The organism is Microcoleus sp. FACHB-831 (assembly GCF_014695585.1).
GTDB lineage: Bacteria > Cyanobacteriota > Cyanobacteriia > Cyanobacteriales > FACHB-T130 > FACHB-831.
The window spans coordinates 360,698-381,523 of record NZ_JACJON010000067.1; the positions used below are offsets into that span (position 1 = coordinate 360,698).

Annotated in this window: 20 protein-coding genes; 8 read left to right on the top strand and 12 right to left on the bottom strand. The window is 45.2% G+C overall.

Features of this window, described 5'->3' with window-relative positions:
• Positions 1 to 128: 128 nt before the first annotated feature.
• Together H6F77_RS20235 and H6F77_RS20240 are read right to left on the bottom strand one after the other, a co-directional pair.
• Positions 129 to 482 (bottom strand): hypothetical protein, encoded by a 354-nt coding sequence (locus H6F77_RS20235; protein WP_190490479.1) that lies wholly within the window; start codon positions 480 to 482, stop codon positions 129 to 131.
• Positions 483 to 842: 360 nt separating this feature from the next.
• Positions 843 to 1,523: a 2OG-Fe(II) oxygenase gene (locus H6F77_RS20240; RefSeq protein ID WP_309228890.1), complete on the bottom strand. Its 681-nt coding sequence runs from the start codon at positions 1,521 to 1,523 to the stop codon at positions 843 to 845.
• Positions 1,524 to 1,764: 241 nt separating this feature from the next.
• Here H6F77_RS20240 and H6F77_RS20245 point away from each other — a divergent pair, with 241 nt between their 5' ends.
• Positions 1,765 to 2,832, top strand: a complete 1,068-nt coding sequence (locus tag H6F77_RS20245; protein WP_190490481.1) for a DUF3474 domain-containing protein — start codon at positions 1,765 to 1,767, stop codon at positions 2,830 to 2,832.
• 162 nt (positions 2,833 to 2,994) lie between these two features.
• On the top strand, positions 2,995 to 3,549 hold the full coding sequence (locus H6F77_RS20250) for a peroxiredoxin (RefSeq protein ID WP_199321429.1): 555 nt from the start codon (positions 2,995 to 2,997) through the stop codon (positions 3,547 to 3,549).
• Positions 3,550 to 3,765: 216 nt separating this feature from the next.
• Here the strand turns inward: H6F77_RS20250 and H6F77_RS20255 are convergent, their stop codons facing one another.
• The 6 genes from H6F77_RS20255 to H6F77_RS20280 all read right to left on the bottom strand — a co-directional run bounded on the left by H6F77_RS20255 (position 3,766) and on the right by H6F77_RS20280 (position 8,258).
• Complete coding sequence (locus H6F77_RS20255; RefSeq protein ID WP_190490483.1) at positions 3,766 to 4,050, bottom strand: WGxxGxxG family protein; 285 nt, start codon at positions 4,048 to 4,050, stop codon at positions 3,766 to 3,768.
• Between the two features lie 620 nt (positions 4,051 to 4,670).
• The gene (locus H6F77_RS20260) at positions 4,671 to 5,003 is read right to left on the bottom strand and encodes a WGxxGxxG family protein (protein ID WP_190490485.1); all 333 of its coding nucleotides are present in this window, start codon (positions 5,001 to 5,003) and stop codon (positions 4,671 to 4,673) included.
• 168 nt (positions 5,004 to 5,171) lie between these two features.
• Positions 5,172 to 6,221 carry a UDP-3-O-(3-hydroxymyristoyl)glucosamine N-acyltransferase gene (lpxD, locus tag H6F77_RS20265; protein ID WP_190490486.1) on the bottom strand — a complete coding sequence of 350 codons (1,050 nt, stop codon included), beginning with the start codon at positions 6,219 to 6,221 and terminating at the stop codon, positions 5,172 to 5,174.
• A gap of 272 nt (positions 6,222 to 6,493) precedes the next feature.
• The gene (locus H6F77_RS20270; protein ID WP_190490488.1) at positions 6,494 to 7,786 is read right to left on the bottom strand and encodes a BaiN/RdsA family NAD(P)/FAD-dependent oxidoreductase; all 1,293 of its coding nucleotides are present in this window, start codon (positions 7,784 to 7,786) and stop codon (positions 6,494 to 6,496) included.
• A 15-nt stretch (positions 7,787 to 7,801) separates the two neighbouring features.
• The gene (gene rd, locus H6F77_RS20275) at positions 7,802 to 7,966 is read right to left on the bottom strand and encodes a rubredoxin (protein WP_190490490.1); all 165 of its coding nucleotides are present in this window, start codon (positions 7,964 to 7,966) and stop codon (positions 7,802 to 7,804) included.
• Between the two features lie 97 nt (positions 7,967 to 8,063).
• A complete protein-coding gene (locus tag H6F77_RS20280) occupies positions 8,064 to 8,258 on the bottom strand; it encodes a hypothetical protein (RefSeq protein ID WP_190490492.1) in 195 nt (64 codons plus the stop codon).
• 243 nt (positions 8,259 to 8,501) lie between these two features.
• Between H6F77_RS20280 and H6F77_RS20285 the strand changes: the two genes are divergently transcribed.
• On the top strand, positions 8,502 to 9,074 hold the full coding sequence (locus H6F77_RS20285; RefSeq protein ID WP_190490494.1) for an SRPBCC family protein: 573 nt from the start codon (positions 8,502 to 8,504) through the stop codon (positions 9,072 to 9,074).
• Between the two features lie 61 nt (positions 9,075 to 9,135).
• Here H6F77_RS20285 and H6F77_RS20290 read toward each other — a convergent pair whose 3' ends face one another.
• The 4 genes from H6F77_RS20290 to H6F77_RS20305 form a co-directional block, all read right to left on the bottom strand.
• A complete protein-coding gene (locus tag H6F77_RS20290) occupies positions 9,136 to 9,429 on the bottom strand; it encodes a hypothetical protein (RefSeq protein WP_190490496.1) in 294 nt (97 codons plus the stop codon).
• A 96-nt stretch (positions 9,430 to 9,525) separates the two neighbouring features.
• Positions 9,526 to 10,668 carry a class I SAM-dependent methyltransferase gene (locus tag H6F77_RS20295; protein WP_190490498.1) on the bottom strand — a complete coding sequence of 381 codons (1,143 nt, stop codon included), beginning with the start codon at positions 10,666 to 10,668 and terminating at the stop codon, positions 9,526 to 9,528.
• Between the two features lie 119 nt (positions 10,669 to 10,787).
• Positions 10,788 to 13,415, bottom strand: a complete 2,628-nt coding sequence (gene clpB / locus H6F77_RS20300) for an ATP-dependent chaperone ClpB (RefSeq protein ID WP_190490500.1) — start codon at positions 13,413 to 13,415, stop codon at positions 10,788 to 10,790.
• 205 nt (positions 13,416 to 13,620) lie between these two features.
• Positions 13,621 to 14,322: a Uma2 family endonuclease gene (locus H6F77_RS20305; protein ID WP_190490502.1), complete on the bottom strand. Its 702-nt coding sequence runs from the start codon at positions 14,320 to 14,322 to the stop codon at positions 13,621 to 13,623.
• Positions 14,323 to 14,357: 35 nt separating this feature from the next.
• Here H6F77_RS20305 and H6F77_RS20310 point away from each other — a divergent pair, with 35 nt between their 5' ends.
• The 5 genes from H6F77_RS20310 to H6F77_RS20330 all read left to right on the top strand — a co-directional run bounded on the left by H6F77_RS20310 (position 14,358) and on the right by H6F77_RS20330 (position 20,814).
• Entirely contained in the window at positions 14,358 to 16,319 is a 1,962-nt protein-coding gene (locus tag H6F77_RS20310) for a protein kinase domain-containing protein (protein ID WP_309228891.1), read from the top strand.
• Positions 16,320 to 17,061: 742 nt separating this feature from the next.
• On the top strand, positions 17,062 to 17,928 hold the full coding sequence (gene bchL, locus H6F77_RS20315) for a ferredoxin:protochlorophyllide reductase (ATP-dependent) iron-sulfur ATP-binding protein (RefSeq protein ID WP_190490503.1): 867 nt from the start codon (positions 17,062 to 17,064) through the stop codon (positions 17,926 to 17,928).
• 109 nt (positions 17,929 to 18,037) lie between these two features.
• On the top strand, positions 18,038 to 18,466 hold the full coding sequence (locus H6F77_RS20320; protein ID WP_190490505.1) for a DUF5331 domain-containing protein: 429 nt from the start codon (positions 18,038 to 18,040) through the stop codon (positions 18,464 to 18,466).
• A gap of 103 nt (positions 18,467 to 18,569) precedes the next feature.
• A complete protein-coding gene (locus H6F77_RS20325; RefSeq protein ID WP_190490507.1) occupies positions 18,570 to 19,976 on the top strand; it encodes a ferredoxin:protochlorophyllide reductase (ATP-dependent) subunit N in 1,407 nt (468 codons plus the stop codon).
• Positions 19,977 to 20,172: 196 nt separating this feature from the next.
• Positions 20,173 to 20,814 carry a retropepsin-like domain-containing protein gene (locus tag H6F77_RS20330; protein WP_190490509.1) on the top strand — a complete coding sequence of 214 codons (642 nt, stop codon included), beginning with the start codon at positions 20,173 to 20,175 and terminating at the stop codon, positions 20,812 to 20,814.
• Positions 20,815 to 20,826: the final 12 nt, after the last annotated feature.

Below are 20,826 nucleotides of genomic sequence, written 5' to 3' on the forward strand. Positions count from 1 at the left end.
GCTTCCGATCTGTTTACCAATGACCCTAGCTGAGACAAGCAATAGCTGGGGATAAAACTAGGGAGCGATCGCTCTTCTATTTAAATTATTAGTAATAGTTGGCGATCGCTGCAATTGTCCTTAATGTATCATTCCACACCAAATATTTCGGCGATTTGCGGTAAAACCTGATTAAACGATGTAATCAGCGTAGTCGTCTTGGGTAACTCTGCGATCGTACTTCTCAAAGCTTCAATAGCCGTCTGTGCTTGCTTTTGATTTTCCCCTACTTGAGCGTTCTTCCCCGTTTCGGCTAAAACCTGCACTTGCTTTAGTGCAGAGGCTTTATCCTCTGGTTGCAAGCTATCGTCAGCTTGAATTACTGTTTGCAATTGGGCGAGCAATTCCTTAATTCCAGGTAAACCCCCTTGATTAGACTCTGGTAACTCATTAACAGCATTCGTCACTTTTTGGTTGATGGTATCGATGTTATTTTCAGCCATTAGTTATCCTTGATGTTGATAGCTTATTGGATAACAACCAGGTTACTTGAACATCGCTAGTGTGGAAACCCTCAAAAGTTGATTTATATTGGCCTGGGAGTAAGAGTATTATTAAAAACAGATGCTCGGGAAAGATTTTGTTTGCAGAATTAAGACAAGCGATCGCTACATATCCTTTCTTATTTGTCGGCAATTCATATTCAAGTATTAAAAGCGCGGCAAGGATTAAAATTTAACTTAAAAACCGGATAATCGAGTTGCACCGCTTTTCAAAATCAGTCCTACAAGGTACTGGTTTTGAAGTAGAAATTAATAGCAATTTTCCGGGATTTTATTTGAGGCGGAGTGGTATAGCGATCGCTACCCCCGTCTGCCATCTTTAACTTTTGGCTTAACGGCTCTAGACTCAATAGTAAACTTAGGGATTTCCCCCAGTTCATCTTCCTCTAAACTGTATTGTTCGCACACTAAACTAAGTCTTTCACCCGAACTTTTGACTTGATTTACCGAATGAGTCAAATCGCCTTGAAAGTAAACCAACGTGTTAGCCGCAGGCTGAATTTGGCCAACTTTCTTTTTATTACATTGCAGCACTAATTCTCCTCCAACTAAACCATCCGGTACTTGCACATAAAGCACGCTGACTACAACTGGAGGCTCAATTGTCTTGCAGTACGATCGCAGACTGCGATCTATATGCGGATCTACGCGGGAGCCATCCTTTAGCAATAATGGATTGAGGTAAAAAGCATTGCAGCTTGGCTGTAAAGCCGTGCGAAGATAAGGTTTGAAGAAGGGAAAGCGTCTTTCCACTTCCCCCAAGCCCTCGCGCTGGAATACGACGGAAAATCCCTTAGTTCCTATAAAGTCGCGGTTTAGGTTGTTGACGGCGAAATAAGAGCAAGCGCGGATTTCTCCCTGCAAGTCACTGAGGTAGTCCGGCTCAAAAACATTGTGTGAGGTGCGATAGTAGCTCAAGGAAATCTGCTGTGTAAAAGTTAATTCTATAGTTTCAATCCCTATTAGGGATTTTGACGGCACCCAGCTTAAATTTTAAACCGACCAGGCGGATGGGTCTATTGATGAACCACACATTTTAAGCTTTAGCGATCGCTCTATACCATACTATATGCTACATCTTCAACCGTATTAATGCTGGTAAGTATTAATAAGATATCCACCTCTCTACTCTTGACTAATAAGCCTTTTTGCCTGTTATTGCACGAAATCGCAGGTTGTAGAATAATGCCTTTGACTACATTCAGGTAAAATCGAGAACTTCGTGCAAACTAGCCCTGTAAAGTTAAGCTATCCAGCAGAATTGGCAGAACCGCCATTTACCCTCGCGCAAATAAAGGCGGCCATTCCTGCGTCTTGCTTTGAACCCTCCGTCTGGAAATCGTTATCCTACTTTTTCCTGGATGTCTCTGTCATCAGCATCCTTTACGCGGCTGCGTACTACCTAAATTCTTGGTTTTTCTGGCCAATTTTCTGGCTGATGCAAGGGACGATGTTCTGGGCTTTGTTTGTCGTAGGACACGATTGCGGTCACGGTTCTTTTTCTAAAAAGAAATGGCTGAATGATTTGATCGGGCATCTGTCTCATACGCCCATACTCGTTCCCTATCATGGCTGGCGCATCAGCCATAGAACCCACCACCAAAATACTGGAAATATAGATACCGATGAAAGTTGGTATCCCGTCACCGAGTCCAAATATAAGCAGATGGCTTGGTGGGAAAAGTACCTCCGCTTCGATCTAGCGCTGCTGTTTGTCTATCCGCTGTACCTATTTAAACGTTCTCCTGAAAGACCGGGTGGATCTCACTTTCACCCCGGTAGCCCGCTTTTTAAGCCATCGGAAAAATGGGATGTGCTAACCAGCACTGCTTGTTTGACTTTGATGATAGGCTTGCTAGGTTTCCTGACCTATGAATGGGGGTGGATGTGGCTAGTTAAATATTATCTAGGGCCATACGTTGTTTTTGTTGTCTGGCTTGACTTAGTAACATTTCTGCACCACACCGACCCAGAAATACCTTGGTATCGCGGCAAAGATTGGTATTTTCTCAAAGGTGCTTTGTCTACGATTGACCACGATTATGGGTTTATTAATAACATCCACCACAACATTGGAACCCATGTGGCTCACCACATATTTCTGAATATGCCTCACTACCATTTGAAGACTGCAACTGAGGCAATAAAACCAATTTTGGGAGACTATTACCGTAAATCGGAGCGGTCAGTTTTCTCAGCCTTTCTGCGCTCGTACAAAACCTGTCATTTTGTCAAGGATACTGGCTCTAAGGTTTACTACACACCAAAATCCGAGTTGGAAAAAGGCTAATACTTAATAGTTTTAGGCGGGTTGTAGATAGTAGGGTGGGCAATTATTGCCCACCCTACTTGTTTATTGCTGGGTGCGTGGGACTACGCGGTAGGCTTCTCACCGAAGCGCTTCGCCAGATTGTAAACTTGTGTTAAGTTCAAGTTTTCAGTTTGCACTATCATGTTCCGTCGTACCTTCCTCAACATTTTATTTGCCAGTTGCCTTGCTCTAGTGGCTTGGTTTAACTTGTCACCTGCGGCGTCTGCACTCGGCGGGAAACTCCCCTCTGTCAATCAACCCGCACCAGAATTCACGCTACCAACGAACACAGGCGATCGCGCAATTTCCCTCTCCGATTACAAGGGTAAGTGGGTGGTTCTCTACTTCTACCCCAAAGACTTCACCTCTGGTTGCACGCTGGAAGCTCGTCGGTTTCAGCAAGATTTGCCAAAATACCGTAGCAAGAATACTCAAATTATCGGTGTCAGTGCTGATTCTGTTGATTCCCATGCTAAGTTCTGCGATTCCGAAGGTTTGAAATTTCCCTTGTTAGCTGATGTTGATGGCAAAGTCAGTAAAGCCTACGGTTCGTGGATTGGCTATGTCTCTATGCGTCATACCTTTATTGTTGACCCGAAGGGTATTCTGCGCGAGACCTATACAGGGGTAAATCCCTCAATTCACAGTGCTGAGGTGCTGGCTCGTCTCAATGAATTGCAATCCGCTGCATCTTAAGTATTTAGTAGTTGTTAAATACCTAAAATAAAGAAACCCTTTTTCTTCTGGGAAAAAGGGCTTCTCTATTTCTATTACTAGAGACAGTTATGCAGCACAAATGCGAAGCGAATACAGAAATACTGGCGAACATCATGCCCACCAGTACTCTAGAAATTATGCTTTAGCAATCAACCATCAACGTAAGTAGCGACACCATTCAAGCGCCATTGTTACTTAGCGGCGAGTTCCGCCGGAGGTCATTACATCGTCGCGGGATGACACGCGGTCGTTACCTTTCTTCTTAGCCAAACCAGCCAGACCAGCCAAACCGAGCAAACCTAACCAACCCAAATTAAAGTCATTATCCCGTGTGTTATTAACATCTTCCCTGGTAGTATCATAAGTACCAGTATTAGAATTATTGGTTTGAGCAACGGCTGGGTTAGTCAAAGATGCAATCGACAAACTAGCAGCAAGAACGCCAGCTCCAACAAATTTGTACACGTTTGAAGTTTTCATTATTAAAATCCTCTTTTCTATATTTATAATCTATCAAGTTTAAATAAAATATAAATCAACCTCTAGCTATAAAACTAGCGCTCTATATGTTCTCTCTAGAGGGGTATAAACAGCAATTTTACGACTTTAATTTCTAACGCTTTAGCAGGAGTGGTCAGTGGTAAGCGAGTAAAAAGTTACAAGCGCCCCCAATCCTACCAGGGCTTTGCTTCCCAGGATATTGGGGTAAGACAGGCTGTTATGCCAAATAAACAAAAGCTATGCACTTTATGACTGTTTTGCCAGTACTTAGAGATAATTAAATGTGGCACAGCTTAATACGAAGGTGGTACTGGGCTATTAATCCCTGAAAAACCCTAAATTATCCATTATTAATTTTTAGCCTTCGCTTAATATAACAATTTTGAATTCAGTAGAATCTATCTTTAAAGGCGCATTTGCGGCTTTACTCAAACCTAGAAGTTCGAGTTATAAGTGCTATAAATTTTATCCACGTAGATTTAATAGGCCATAAAAAGCCATAAAAAAAGGTGGACATTAATAGTCCACCAGCAACCTAGAAGTTTTTCTTAAAAACCCAACATTGAAATTAATTTCCCACTAGGAAAATCTAATTTGGTCTACCGCCGATAGGTAGAGGAAGATGCTTCATCGGGTTCGCGGTAACGGGTAGGCTCTTCGTTTTTCTTACCAGCCAAACCAGCCAAACCAGCAAGACCCAACAAGCCTAACCATCCCCAATCGAATCCGTTATCGCGGTTGTCGGTTGCAGTATTAACGCCTTGGCCAGTTGTTGTATCAGTTGTCCCAGTTGTTCCAGTTGTTGTAGTGGTATTGGAACTATCGGTACCAGGGGTGCTTTGAGCGGAAGCAGGTTGTGTTAAAGCGGCCATCGACAAACTAGCTGCAAGAACGCTAGCACCAGCAAATTTGGACAGGTTGGAAAATTTCATTTTTAAATCTCCTCTTTTCATGTTCTTAATGTATCAATTTCCAACACTATCCAAATCCACCTATAGCTGGAAACTAAACATCATCTCAGTTCTCCTGGAGAGGTAGAAAAACCTGCTGGTAAGTTGAGTCTATACAGCTAAAGCCATATCTATTTGGTGGCAAGCCCCTTATTTGTTGTCACCCAGGCGTCGCTGTAGCTGTTTGAGAGTTTGATACATTTCAGGGAGGCGTTGGTATACGGCCGCTGCTTTGAGAAAAACTTTGTGGGGAATAGCTGGAGTTCCGGTGACAATAGCTCCTGGTGCAACATCATTGTGGATGCCTGTTTTGGCAGTTGCGATCGCGCCATCTCCAATATGTGCCTGATTCGCTATCCCTACCTGTCCCGCCAATAGCACCCCATTCCCAACTTTGACTCCTCCCGCCATACCTACCTGACCCGCCAAAGCACAGTTAGCACCGACTTTACAGCCGTGACCGATATGCACTAAGTTGTCAATTTTCGTATTGTGTGAAACCCTGGTTTCTCCAACAGAGGGACGGTCAATCGTGCTGTTGCACCCAACTTCGACGCCATCTTCTAATATGGTGTAGCCAGACTGCTCCATTTTGAACCAGCCAGTGGGTGTGGGGACAAAACCAAAACCTTCTGCACCGATGACAGCACCGCTGTGAATAACGCAATGCGAGCCGATGCGCGATCGCTCGTGGATAGTGCAGTTAGCGTGTAATGTAGTGCGATCGCCTATTTGAACTTCTGGATAAATCACTACGTTGGGATGAATGCAAACATGGTTGCCAATCTTCACCCCCGCTTCAATTACCGCATGAGCGCCGATGTAAACTTCTTGACCAACTTCAGCCGAGGGGTGAATTACCGCCGTCGGATGGATTTGGGGGGAAGGATGGAAAGGTTTGTAGAATAGAGCGATCGCCGCAGCAAACAACAATCGCGGATCTGCTCCCGTAACCCAAGCTATACCTCGTTCTGTCGCTTGTGCCTGTAGTGCCTCATCGCGAGGCAAAATTAAAGCGCTAGCAGACGTTTTCCCCACAAAATGGGCGAATTTTCCCCCCTCAATATAGCTGAGAGTGCCGCTGCCAGCCTCATCAACCGCTGCAACCCCCGTAATTTCTGGGTCGCAGTCTGCATTCGATGTCAGGCTAGTGGAGACAGCAGCAGAGTCAAGTTTTTGGACAATTTCGCTAAATTTCATCGCAATCCAGGCAGGCTTTTTTTGTGTAAATCCAGACTAAGCAAGTCAAAAGTTAAAGGGCAAAAGGCAAAAGAAAGGAAAGCGCCTAGTCGGCAAATTAAATATCGAACAGCTTAGCAAGCGCTTGCGATCGCCTTCCAATGTTCAAAACTTGAACATTTAACCCCTTTCCCGATTATTTTTTCACAATCCGGACTGAGGTAGCTTCTGCGCGATCGCTACAAACTAAGCACAAAACAGAGTTAGCCTTGCCACTGCCTCGAAAATTCAACTCAATTAGCCATTGCTTGTCCGGCTAACCATGCTGTAGTCCAAGCACTTTGAAAGTTAAAACCGCCCGTTACGCCGTCAATATCCAGAATTTCGCCAGCAAAATAAAGCCCCGGACAGCACTTACTTTCCATTGTCTTGAAATCTACTTCTTTCAAATTAACGCCGCCACAGGTAACAAATTCTTCCTTAAATACTCCCTTGCCCTTAATTTGGTATTCGCCCTGAGTGAGTTCTTGCACTAGCTGATTTAAGACTTTATTAGATAAACCCGCCCAAGTGTCTTCTGCACCAATACCAACATAGGCCGCTAAATGCTGCCATAGTCGTTTGGGAACGGGAATTGGGCAGCTAGTGGAAATTGCGCGTCGAGGCAATTGGGATCTAACAGCCTGTAGCAGCGATCGCAAGTTTTCTGGATTGTACTGGGGAAGCCAATTTATCTGCAAAGATGCTTGATATTCAGCATCGTGCAGAACTCTAGCGCTCCAAGCCGAGAGTTTGAGAATCGCTGGGCCACTTAGTCCCCAGTGCGTGATAAGTAGCGGCCCCGTTTGCTCTAGCTTGGTTTTATCCGCACTTAGCAACCGCACGCGAACATTCTCGGCGCTTACCCCAGCCAAATCTTCTAAACGAGGATCTTTCACATTAAAAGTAAAGAGCGAGGGGACTGGCGGTTCAAGAGTGTGACCTAGATCTTTTGCCCAGCGATATCCGTGCGGATTACTACCAGTAGCAATAAGAATGCGATCGCACTTAATTACCTCTCCCGATTTCAAATTAATCTCAAACTCCTCTTGTTCCCCGCCTTTATAAGTAGGGGTTAAGAGGGGATCTTCCGTGATATTGGCATCTCGACCGCCCCGAACAATTGAAACCACAGGTGCATTAGTGCGAAGCTTAACCCCAGCCTCCTTAGCGGCATAGATTAAACAATCGACAATAGTTTCTGAATTATCAGTAACCGGAAACATCCGCCCATCCGCCTCAGTTTTTAGCTGAACGCCTTGGGCGGCAAACCAGGCGACTGTATCCTTAGATTGGAACCTACTAAAAGCACCCCGCAGAGCTTTACCTCCACGAGGATAATTTGGGACTAAACCAGCAGGATCGAAGCAAGCGTTAGTGACATTACAACGCCCCCCGCCAGATATGCGAACTTTAGTCAGGAATTCGCGCCCTGCTTCTAACAAAGTAACTTGGGCGTGGGGGCTGGATTGGGCACAGGCGATCGCGCCAAAAAACCCAGCCGCCCCACCGCCAATCGCAACTACTCTTAGCGATGCCTGTGACACTGAATATTTACTTACCTACTCTTCGGATTCTTCAAAATCTTCTTTTGTCACCCCACAAACCGGGCAAACCCAGTCTTCGGGGATGTCTTCAAACGCCGTACCGGGCGCAATATCTGAATCTGGATCGCCTTCTGCTGGATCGTAGACGTATCCACAAATAGTGCATTTATACTTTTTCATTGTAGTTCGCTCCTCATCATTTGCCTGTAATATTACAAGCCCCAACGTTGATTAAGTCAGTGTAGTATAATATACTTCACGATTAACGAGTATTAAGTTAATAACGCCTGGTTTTCTGAACGCCGTAAGCTAAGCCAGTGACAATAGAAAGCAGGAACAGCACCAGGTACACAGCACCAGGAAGAGAGGTGAGAACGCCGAACCCTCTGAGGAGATATATGACAATACTGAGAGTCAGTACGATACTAAACACGTAACCAAGCGTTCGGGTTTCAGAATTGGGTTGAGTCACAAGAATTTCCTTTAAAGGGCGATCGCATCCACGTCATATAATATTGCAACCTCAGATAAATATTTTTGCGATCGGGGGCTTAGAGTGTATACCCGTGCAAGCGGATAGGTCTAATAAATATGTTGGGTTGCAACTAAAAGCAAAATTTTAGGTCATTATGGTGGGGATTCGGGAAAATTTATTTTTTTAGCAGTAGTAAGCTGTATTGCTTCTATTGTTTATATAGGAGTGGCGTAAACCAGCATGACTGGAAATATTTCCTTAACTTCAATGGATGCCGCGTCAGACTTACCGCAGAGTAAAAACCAATTTGCGGCAATATTACAAGGCGAGATTTTAGTAGAAACGCGATCGCACTCGGCGTGGGGGGGTGCGGTGACGGCGCAAATGTACTTACCGCTAGGGCGATCGCACGTTTGGCAGCAATTGACAGACTATCCCCGTTGGGTGCAGTATTTCCCAGATGTAAGACGTTCTGAGGTACTAAACACCAAAGACGGATTAACTCAGGGTTGCAAGCGTCTGTACCAAGTTGCCGATAAATCTTTCCTATTTCTAAGCCTTCAAGTCGAAGTTTACTTGAACGTTTTGGAAGTTTCAGGGCAAAGAATCCAGTTCCTGCTGGAAAAAGGCACTTTTGCTGACTTTACCGCCGACTTACAACTGCAAGATTGCTCTATGGGGACTTTGCTCACCTACACGGTACAGGCGACGCCACTTATTCCCGTACCTTCCGTTTTCATCGAACAAGCAATGAAATTAGAATTACCCGCCAATATGCGAACAATGCGGCGGGTTATTTGTGGGAATTGCTAACTACTGATGATTCATTGTTCATTATTAGATGGGATAAACATTAATACTGAACAATGAACCATTAGGTATTATTAATTTCCAATTCCAAGTCTTCCTTTATAATCCTTAGTATTCGTTCGAGATAAACTTGCCGCCACTGCTCTCGCTCGTTTAGCACTTGTTCATCCGGCTTGTACGTCTCAATCTCCTCCAGAGAAATTAGACTTTTTGACGAGGCCAAACGTTCAATAGTATCGAGACGTTCCCGCAGAACCGATACTTCTCCCGCTAGCGCCAGCACCATCGCCAGTAACTTGTCGGTTTCTGGATTGTCAAAGTAAACAGGACGTTTTCCCTTAGCCTTTTTTGTCGTCACAAATGCTTCCCCCGCGCGATTTTGGATGAGGAAATTACTGCCGATAAATAGATAAATGGGCAATAATTGCTAAGTTTAAGCTAAAACAAAAGGAAATCATTTACTTGCAACTAACACAGACCAATTGCCCCGGCTGCCAAAACCGCCACTTTGCCCGCTATTTTTCCAAGCCCCATTAGCGGCAACAGTAGGAATAATTTTATCTGGCTCAAAACCAGCCTTAATTGTCATTTCAACTAAATCTAAATCGCGCATAGCACTCCACCAAGGTTCGTTATTGTTTTGAGTTTCCCAATCAAACATGAACGCACTGTAGGCATCCATATTGTTATATTGGGGAGCCTCTGCATGAACCATCAACCCGCCGGGAACTAGCAGGCGGTGACATTCGCGAAGGATGTTAGCGATCGCGCCTGGTGAAGCTTCGTGCAACAAAATATGAGAGACAATTAAATCGAACGACTCATCTGGGAAGTTTGTATGCTCCGCATTCTGCTGGGAAAAGTGTACCCGCTTCTGCAAAGCTTCAGCCCTAGCATGGGCGTAACGCAGCATCGGGGAAGCTACATCAATAGCATAAACTTCCGCATCGGGGTAAGCATCCACGTAAGGGAGAGTGCTGTGACCGACGGAACACCCCATATCAAGAATTTTGGCGGGACGGAAGTTGGGATGCTGCGGCTGTAAGTAGTTGCGAACCACTGACTGACCCATATCGTCGTTAAGTGGCCCCAAGCGACCCATGACATAAACATAAACACCGCGATCGTAGATTGCTCCAGCAGCAACATCATCTTGTATATATTCGCTGTGGTAGCCACCAGGCATACAGTGGATATCTACTGCGGTGTGGTAAGCAGGTATTTTTAAATCCGGGTTGAGGGTTAAAGAACCGCAGGCGCTAGCCTTATCTTGTGCTTGCTCAATTAAATCGTTAATTTGCCGTTCAACACTAATATTGACAGCATCCCACAACATCTCTTGAGTAGTACGCCGCAACGCACCCCACATTCGATAAGACGGTTCGTGCTGCATCAAACGACGAACTTCATAACGATCTTTGGGAGGGCGTTGATTTTCTTGCTCAAATCGGGGTTTAAGCTGCTTTTCGTAAAGCTCTTTATTCCCTGGAGAAATCTGACTACCAATGTAGCCTTTCAAGCTATTTACAAAATTTTGACGTGCTAACTCATCGTGGGTAGCTTCAGGCAGCATGCGGTGTTGGAATTGCTCGTCCATAACCTTATCTTTTTATCCATTAGTTACAAATTTAGCAAGCTGCTTTCCGGTATTAGGCTTTTGTTGCAAATTAAGTAGGGTGCGTTAGTAAAAATTAACGCACCCTACTTGATTTGAACTTAGCTAGATTTTGAAGTTAACAACTCCGATGCCAATCGCTTGAAGGCAAGGCGCTCGTTTTCTACATCTACATAGATAGTGTCGCCGTCATGAAATTCGCCGCGCAAGATAGCCTTAGCAATTTGCGTTTCTAGTTCTCGCTGGATTGCTCGTTTCAAAGGCCGTGCCCCATAAACTGGGTCGTAACCTATATCAGCTACAAAATCAAGCGCTGCTTCAGAGAGTTTGAGAGCAATTTTGCGATCGCTCAAGCGCTTCTCCAATCTAGCAACTTGCAACTTAACAATCTGCCGCAGTTCCGATTTCCGCAAGCTGTGGAAGATAATCATCTCATCAATGCGGTTGAGGAACTCCGGACGGAAGCTAGAACGCATCGATTCCATCACTCGATTTCGCATTTCATCATAGCGAGAATCATCGCCACCAATATCAATGATGTACTGCGAACCGATATTGCTGGTCATAATAATGATGGTGTTCTTGAAATCCACCTTCCGACCTTGAGAATCGGTAACGCGACCATCATCTAAAATTTGCAGCATGATGTTAAACACATCCGGGTGTGCCTTTTCGATTTCATCGAATAGCACGACAGCATACGGACGACGGCGAATTGCTTCAGTTAGCTGTCCGCCTTCATCGTAACCGACGTATCCAGGAGGCGCACCAATCATGCGAGAAACGTTGTGTTTCTCCATGTATTCCGACATATCAATTCGCACGACTGCTTCTTCAGTGTCGAACAAGTAAGAAGCAAGCGCTTTTGCTAATTCCGTCTTGCCAACACCAGTAGGGCCGAGGAAAATAAAGCTAGCAATCGGGCGATTGGGGTCAGACAAACCAGCACGCGATCGCTGTATTGCATCTGCAACAGCCGTCACCGCTTCATCTTGTCCGATAACTCGCTTGTGCAGTTCATCTTCCAAGTGCAGCAGTTTTTCCATCTCAGATTCCACTAGCTTGCTGATAGGAATTCCCGTCCACTTGGAAATAATTTCCGCGATATCAGATTCAGTGACTTCTTCCCTTAAGAGAGACTTGCCACTCTTCTGAGTTTGAACTAATTGCTTCTCAGTCTCTTCTAACTGTTTTTGCAATTCAGTTAATTTGCCATACTTTAACTCAGCGGCGCGGTTAAGATTATATTCTCTTTCCGCTTGTTGAACTTCAACATTAACCCTGTCGATTTCTTCTTTCAGGCTTTTACGCTTATCGAGAACATCTTTTTCAGCTTGCCACTGAGTATTAAGCGAGCGCTGTTCTTCTTTAAGATCGGCGAGTTCTTTTTCAATTCTTCCCAACCTTTCCCTAGAAGCTGGAGCGCTTTCTTTTTGAAGTGATAGCCGCTCCATTTCCAACTGTAAAATTTTGCGGTCGATTTCGTCTAGTTCCTCTGGCTTAGAGGTACTTTCCATTTTTAACCTGGCGGCGGCTTCATCAACTAAGTCAATCGCTTTATCTGGCAAGAAGCGATCGCTAATATATCTTGTAGACAATGCTGCCGCAGCTACTAATGCGCTATCAGAGATCTTAACGTTATGGTGCGTTTCGTAGCGGTCTTTCAAACCACGCAGAATCGAGATAGTATCTTCTACGCTTGGTTGATCGATATATACCTGTTGAAAGCGTCGTTCTAGAGCCGCATCTTTTTCGATATACTTGCGGTATTCATCTAGAGTCGTCGCACCGATACACCGCAACTCACCCCGCGCCAGCATGGGTTTGAGCAAGTTCCCAGCATCCATCGCGCCTTGAGTTGCGCCAGCACCAACAACGGTGTGAATCTCATCAATAAATAGGATTATTGTGCCTTGGGAGTCGGTAACTTCTTTGAGAACTGCTTTCAGACGTTCTTCAAATTCGCCTCGGTATTTAGCGCCAGCAATAAGAGCGCCCATATCGAGGGCGATTAGCTTGCGATCGCGCAACGATTCAGGTACATCACCGCTGACAATGCGTTGGGCTAAACCTTCAGCGATCGCGGTTTTACCTACCCCAGGTTCACCAATTAAAACCGGATTATTTTTAGTGCGCCGCGACAAAATTTGAATAGTACGACGAATTTCATCATCGCGCCCAATTACAGGATCTAACTTACCCCCGCGAGCAAATTCAGTTAAATCGCGCCCGTATTTTTCCAGCGATTCGTACTTGCCTTCTGGATTTTGGTCAGTCACTTTTTGGCTACCACGAATTTGTGTAACAATATTTTTGAGTTTGGCTTCATCTAGTTTAAATTCTTGAAATAAACCTTTACCAAAACGGTCGTCTTTGGCATAGCCTAAAACTAGATGCTCGATTGAAATAAATTCATCGCCAAACTCTTTGCGATAAGCATCAGCCCGATCTAAGAGGCTATCTACACTGCGTCCCCAATATGCAGAACCAGCGCCGCCAGAAACCTTGGGTTGACGGCGGATAAAGGTTTCGATGTAATCGCGCAGGCGCTGCAAGTTAACGCCAGCTTTATTAAAAATGCTGTTAGTTAGACCCTCTTGTTCGAGGAGAGATTTAAGTAAATGTTCGCTTTCAACATATTGCTGTTGAGAAGCTTTAATGATATCGGGGGTGCGAGCGATCGCTTCCCACGCTTTTTCTGTAAATTGATTAGGATTGCTTGGTTGCATAATCAGTTGGATTAACTAACTACCAAAGACAGGGATAACACAGACAAACCAGGACTTCATCTGACTTATGGCTGTCTCTATGGTCATTGTAGGTAGGTGCGTGCAATAGCGAGATCGGTGTTCACGGCTTCCAAGATAGGTATAGCCGTCCTAAATGCATATATTGTTGGGCGGGTAAGCCTCTCCACCCCTAGTTTTAGATAGATTACACTTCCGGCTCAATCCCGGCGGCGCGTAATTGGGCGGCTAAACGTTCTGCCCGTTCATCGCCAGTAAACAACAGATTTCCTTGGCAATCCCACCAACGCAACCAGGGAAGAGTAGCATTTTGATATTCACCCTGCCAAATTCCTAACTCTACACCCAAAGAGTTAATGGGGTAGTGTCCCCGTTCGTTAGCAGCTAGAAGTTGATAGCGATCTTCTACTAAATGATACACCTCAACGCTAGCTTTTTTCACTTCATAAATGCCGTAGAATGCAGGACGAATGACGGTTTCATAAACCCAAAATTTGCCAGTTAGTGGTGTTTTATCTCGCTCTTCTTTTCCATCACCAGAAACAAATTCCAGCGCAATCAAGGGTGGAATGTACTCTTGCCATAAAACGTAAGAACGCCGGATTTCACCGTTTATTGTTGGGGAGACATTCGGCACATAAAACCAGTCTGGGGCTTCAGCACCTCTTTCGGGTGGTTCAGTCATGCGCCAGTAGATACCGGAATCCTGACCAATACAATACTGACCATCGGGATGAACTTGGCGTAATATGGGCAAAAGAGAGGTAGTCAGCAGAACGCTTTGAGGGTGTTCTTGGAAGTTTTTCACGAAAGTGCCATCGGAGTCGGGTAACTGAGTATGGTCAGGTAGGGATAAGCTGGATTGTGGTTGTGCGATCGCATCCGTCATAGCAGCATCTTTAACTTGGATTTAAGCTAATTCTAGTGAGCTGGTCGGCGTTGCGATCGCGATCGCTAGTAAGCCAAGAGTTGCGAAGGGATACCCTTGCCACAAGAAAGCATTACCATAAACTCAATGCGCGATCGCCCGCTAGAATGAGCTATTGCCTTAATCCCAATTGCCCAAAACCCCAAAATCTACCAGGGGTAAACTTTTGCACAAGTTGCGGCTCAAAACTGGTATTCCGAAACCGCTACCACCACATCAAACCAATCGGTGCGGGGGGATTTGGTAAAACTTTCTTAGCCAAAGACGCCGAAAGGATGGACGCACCCTGCGTCATCAAACAATTTTTCCCTTCGCGAGAAATTCAAGCCGATACTCAGGCTATGGCGAAAGCTACCCAGTTATTTGAGCAAGAAGCAAGGCAATTGTTGCAGTTGGGAGAACAACATCCACAGATTCCCACCCTCTTTGCCTACTTCGAGCAAGATAGATACCTATACCTTGTGCAGCAATATATTGAGGGGCACGATTTGTGGAAAGAATTGCAACACCACGAAGCCTTCAGCGAGAAACAAATCCGGGACTTGTTGATGGATTTGTTGCCAGTCCTGCAATTTATCCACGAACATCAGGTAATTCACCGGGATATCAAACCGACGAATATTGTTAGAAGAAACAGCGATCGCAAATTAGTCTTAATCGATTTTGGCGTTTCCAAACAGCTAGCTAGCGGTACTCTTTTAACCACAACGGGGACAAAAGCGGGCACAGAAGGCTATGCACCCCTCGAACAACTGCGGGGAGGAAAAGCTTATCCAGCTAGCGATTTATTCAGTTTGGGCGTAACTTGCATTAATCTACTCACAGCAGCAGAACTAGACCAACTTTACGACCCCCTAGAAGGTCGCTGGTTATGGAAAGAGCATCTGAGGAAAAAGCGAAAAGATGTCAGCGTCCAACTTAGCCAAGTATTGGATAAATTGCTCAAAGACTATGTGAAAGAACGCTATCAATCAGCAGCAGCAGTATTACAAGACTTGACTGCTGCATCTACTCCAGCACCGCCACCAACACCGCAGCCGAAGACATCTTTGCCACCACTCCCACCGCCGCAGATACAAATTTGGCGATGCGTCCGCACGCTTAAAGGGCATTCAGACTTTGTTTATGCGATCGCCATTAGTCCCGATGGAGAAACTCTTGCTAGTGGGAGCAACGACAGCACTATCAACCTATGGCAGCTAGGCACTGGCAACCTAATTCGCACGCTCAAGGGTAATTCATATAAGGTTTGGTCTGTCGCCATTAGTCCAGATGGACAGACTCTTGCTAGTGGCAACAGCGACAGCACTATCAAGCTGTGGCAACTGGGTACTGGTAATCTGATTCGCACCCTCACCGGGCATTCAGACGGGGTTCATTCTGTTGCCATTAGTCCAGATGGGCAGACTCTTGCTAGTGGAAGTTTCGACAGCACCATCAAGCTGTGGCAGCTAGGTACTGGCAATCTGATTCGCACCCTCACCGGGCATCCGAACTGGGTTCGTTCTGTCGCCATTAGTCCAGATGGACAGACTCTTGCTAGTGGCAGCGACAGCACCATCAATATATGGCAGTTGGGCACTGGTAAACTGTTGCAAACCCTAACTGGCCATTCAGACGAAGTTTGGTCTGTCGCTATTAGTCCCGATGGACAGACTCTAGCCAGTGGCAGCAGAGACAGCACTATCAAGCTCTGGGAGCTAGCCACTGGCAAACTCATTCGCACGCTCAGCGGGCATTCAGCCTATGTTAATTGCGTCGCCATTAGCCCGGATGGGCAGACTGTTGCTTGCGACAGCGGTAGGACTATCAAGCTGTGGCACCTAGCTAGCGGGAAACTGCTGCACACCATCACGGGGCATTCAGACTTTGTTGTTTTCATCTCCTTTAGTCCCGATGGGCGCACTCTTGCCAGCGGCAGTTACGACAAGACCATCAAGATTTGGCGGTGCGATTAAGATTCAGCTTTAGCGATCGCCCTATCCCGCTCTTCCCTTGGCGTCCTAACGGCTATCGCCTTCGCTTCGCTGATGCGTCTTGGCGGTTCCACTCCCTCCAGACGCTAATTTATTAAAGGTTAGCGATCGCCCTCTCCCGATCTTCCCTTGGCGTCCTAACGGCTATCGCCTTCGCTTCGCTGATGCGTCTTGGCGGTTCCACTCCCTCCAAAGGCTAATTTATTAAATGTAATTATTTTTAATAACCTCAGAGTAAACGCTCTACATCCAGGCGATCGCACCCTGTAGCGTACTGCAAAGCTTGCGGAATCTACCAGGATTTATCTTCCCAAGAGCCGCGCTAAGAGCTTATTACCTCCGTCTCCATGCTTCCGCGCTCGTCTATACGCCCGCGATCGCAGCTATTTCCAGCCTAATCGGATTTTCCAAGATAACGCTATCAGGAGGGGCGATCGCTCTTTCCCCAGCTTTTACCAAGAAATTTATTTTGTCTTTTGTACCAACTTTTATAATTTTAATTATAAAAAAGCTTTTCGCAAGATTTTATAGATATTAAGCAGCTTTTAAACGCAATAAACGGCTGAAATAGTTACATAGAGCAATAATAATCTTGTTTAAGACTCCATCCATTCCTGGAAACCCTTTATTTTCGCCCAGAGTTGGACAATAATGGCTTTCAAAGACAAGAACAAGAAAAATTCAATCGCTTAACTTTTAAAAGCAACCATAGGAGCAACTAGCAGTGAAAATTTCTGTATACGGAAAAGGTGGCATCGGCAAATCCACAACAAGCTGTAATATCTCAGTGGCTCTAGCCAAGCGCGGCAAAAAAGTCCTGCAAATTGGCTGCGATCCCAAACACGACAGCACCTTTACGCTCACAGGATTCCTCATCCCCACGATTATCGACACCCTCCAAGAAAAGGACTACCACTATGAGGATGTCTGGCCAGAAGACGTAATCTACAAAGGTTATGGTGGTGTAGACTGCGTAGAAGCAGGTGGCCCCCCGGCTGGTGCAGGTTGCGGCGGTTACGTCGTCGGCGAGACAGTCAAGCTGCTAAAAGAACTCAACGCCTTCGACGAATACGACATCATCTTGTTTGACGTGTTGGGTGACGTTGTGTGCGGTGGTTTTGCTGCTCCCCTCAACTATTCCGACTACTGCATGATTGTCACAGACAACGGTTTTGATGCATTGTTTGCCGCTAACCGCATTGCTGCATCGGTGCGCGAGAAAGCACGGACTCACCCACTACGCCTAGCTGGGTTGATTGGCAATCGCACATCCAAGCGCGACTTGATTGACAAATACATTTCAGCCGTACCGATGCCAGTTTTGGAAGTATTGCCCCTAATTGAAGATATTCGCGTTTCTCGCGTTAAGGGCAAGACTTTGTTTGAAATGGCAGAAACCGATCCTTCCCTGGAATACGTTTGCGAATATTACCTCAACATTGCCGACCAAATTTTGGCGCGTCCAGAAGGCGTTGTTCCTAACGATGCTCAGGATCGCGAATTGTTCTCCCTTCTGTCTGACTTCTACCTCAACCCCACAAAACCACAAGTGAAGAGTGAGGAAGAACAGTTGGATCTGATGATGGTTTAATCCTCTAAGGGTAGGAGAATGGCTAATGCTGTTAGCATCACTATTGACTTGTATATTGCTATTCGCCATTTTCCGCTCTCGATTATTATCACCAGCCTCAAGTCGAAGTGTGAACACTGAAAAGCTGCGTCAATCGCTTAAAGCCAAATGGCTAGCCTACTACAGAGAAAATCGCCATTGGCTAAATCGCCTGCAAATATGGGTGACATGGAAAGGGCAAAGACGCCCTAATTCTAGCTTTATTCTGGCAACTTTATCGATGCTAGATACGCAATTTAATCATCTGCTTCCGTTAATAGTGGATCTTAATAAAGATCCAGATGAAATTGTGGCTTCGTTAGGGTTAAACTTCGACCCAGATAAGGAACTAAACGCACTTCCAGAGGCGATAAAAGATGCAGATAAAGTCAAAATGCTGCCTCCTGGGGTTGCCAAGATGATCGACTCACCGAGTCGCACCGCTGCTAAGGTTGATGAATCTTGCGAGGGAGTTTACAAAAAGCACGAAATTTGTTCGCATGATGGAAAGCTTGCCTAGCGTTGGCAGGATAAGGAAGCAGAAGTGGTTGTAATACTTCTAGATAAATGTTTCCTGCTATTAGATTCTTAATAACTTGATTTAGAGAGGAGAAAAGTTTTTTATGACACTTGCAAACACTGAACCGCAAGCGCTGAATTTTGAGTGTGAAACTGGAAACTATCACACATTTTGTCCTATCAGTTGTGTTGCATGGCTGTACCAAAAGATAGAAGATAGCTTTTTCTTAGTTATAGGTACTAAGACTTGTGGCTATTTCTTGCAAAACGCGATGGGGGTGATGATTTTTGCTGAACCCCGTTATGCGATGGCTGAGTTAGAAGAGGGTGATATTTCCGCTCAGTTGAATGATTATGAAGAATTGAAGCGACTGTGCTTGCAAATTAAGCGCGATCGCAACCCTAGTGTAATTGTCTGGATTGGCACTTGCACGACAGAAATTATCAAAATGGATTTGGAAGGTCTAGCACCAAAACTAGAAGCTGAAATTGGTATTCCAATTGTGACTGCGCGTGCTAACGGTCTAGACTACGCCTTCACCCAAGGGGAAGATACGGTATTGGCATCTATGGCTGCAAGATGCCCTGATAAGGCTCCAGTCATGGAAGCTGAAAAGAAAGAACGCAATGCGATCGCTTCTCTCCTCAACTTCGGTAAAAAGAAAGAAGACGTTGTTGTAGAAGAGTCGGAATATGTGAAGCATCCGCCTCTAGTTCTGTTCGGTTCTTTGCCCGATCCAGTTGTCACCCAACTGACTCTAGAACTGAAAAAGCAAGGAATTAAAGTTTCTGGCTGGCTACCCTCAAAACGCTACACCGAACTGCCAGTTTTGGAAGAAGGTTACTATGTTTCTGGCGTGAATCCCTTCTTGTCTCGCACTGCAACAACTTTGATGCGCCGCCGCAAGTGCAAACTAATTGGATCGCCGTTCCCAATTGGCCCCGATGGTACTCGCGCTTGGATTGAAAAAATCTGCTCTGTGTTCGGAATTGAACCCAAGGGTTTAGACGAGCGGGAAGCACAAATCTGGGCAAGTGTGGAAGATTACCTCCAAATAATTCGCGGCAAATCTGTCTTCTTTATGGGCGATAATTTGCTGGAAATTTCACTGGCGCGTTTCTTGATTCGCTGCGGTATGACTTGTCCGGAAATCGGTATTCCTTACATGGATAAGCGCTATCAAGCTGCTGAATTAGCGTTGCTTGAAAAGACTTGTCATGAAATGAACGTACCCCTGCCTAATATTGTCGAGAAGCCAGACAATTACAATCAAATTCAGCGGATTAAAGAGCAGAATATCGATCTAGTAATTACTGGTATGGCTCACGCGAATCCGTTAGAAGCGCGGGGAATTAATACTAAGTGGTCGGTGGAGTTTACTTTCGCTCAGATTCACGGTTTTACTAATGCTCGTGACATCCTGGAGTTGGTTACTCGTCCGTTGCGTCGGAATAACAGCCTGAAAGATTTGGGTTGGGATAAGTTGGTGAAAGAAGAAGCTAAGATTTAACCTCACCCCCTACCCCTCTTCTAATTAGGAGAGGGGGGTTAAGAGGAGATGAATAAAAAAGGGCGATCGCGTGCGATCGCCCTTTTTTATGAACGCTAAAACGCTGAGTATAATTTAAAGATAACGCTCTAATCGTAAGGTCGCGAAGCGAAGCTCTTAGATTAGAATTTCTATTTTTTTAGAATAGGCAATATATATGAATAAAACACCTTCTCCAGAAGAAAGCCGCGAAATGCTAAAGTGGCTGAATCGCAACCGTAGGCTGTTGTTAGACTTATATCGGAATCAATATGTTGCTTACAATGCTAATGCATTAATTGCTCATAGTGAAAATTTGCGTGAAGTTTTGGAATTAGCCGAAGCTTCAGGAGAACTTTATGCCCTTTACTTAGTTCCCCGTCGGATTGCTTCTATCCAGATTTTACCAATTCGCTTTCGTGCAGTTACTCGCCATGATTGGTTGCCAAATCATCATGTGAAGCTCAAGCATAGAGATGTAGAGATTTCGACAACGATGCTAGTAGATTCTGGTGCTGAATTGAGTTTAATTTCCTTAAAAGTTGGTCAGGATTTAGGATTGGCTCTAGCTGATTCAGAATCAACTTTATTAGCAGAGACTATAGGCGGAAGAGTTGAGTATGTTTCACGCAATATTGAAATGAATATTGATGGCCACAGTTTTATAGCTCCTGTAGCATGGTTACAAAGTAATACGGGCGGAGAGCAATTGCTTTTGGGACGGGAAGTTGTATTTGATAAATTTAATATCGAGTTTAGGCAAGCTGACGAGGAAATTATTTTTACGTGGCGTGAAGATTTAAATGTTGTTCCGGGATAAGAGCGATCGCTA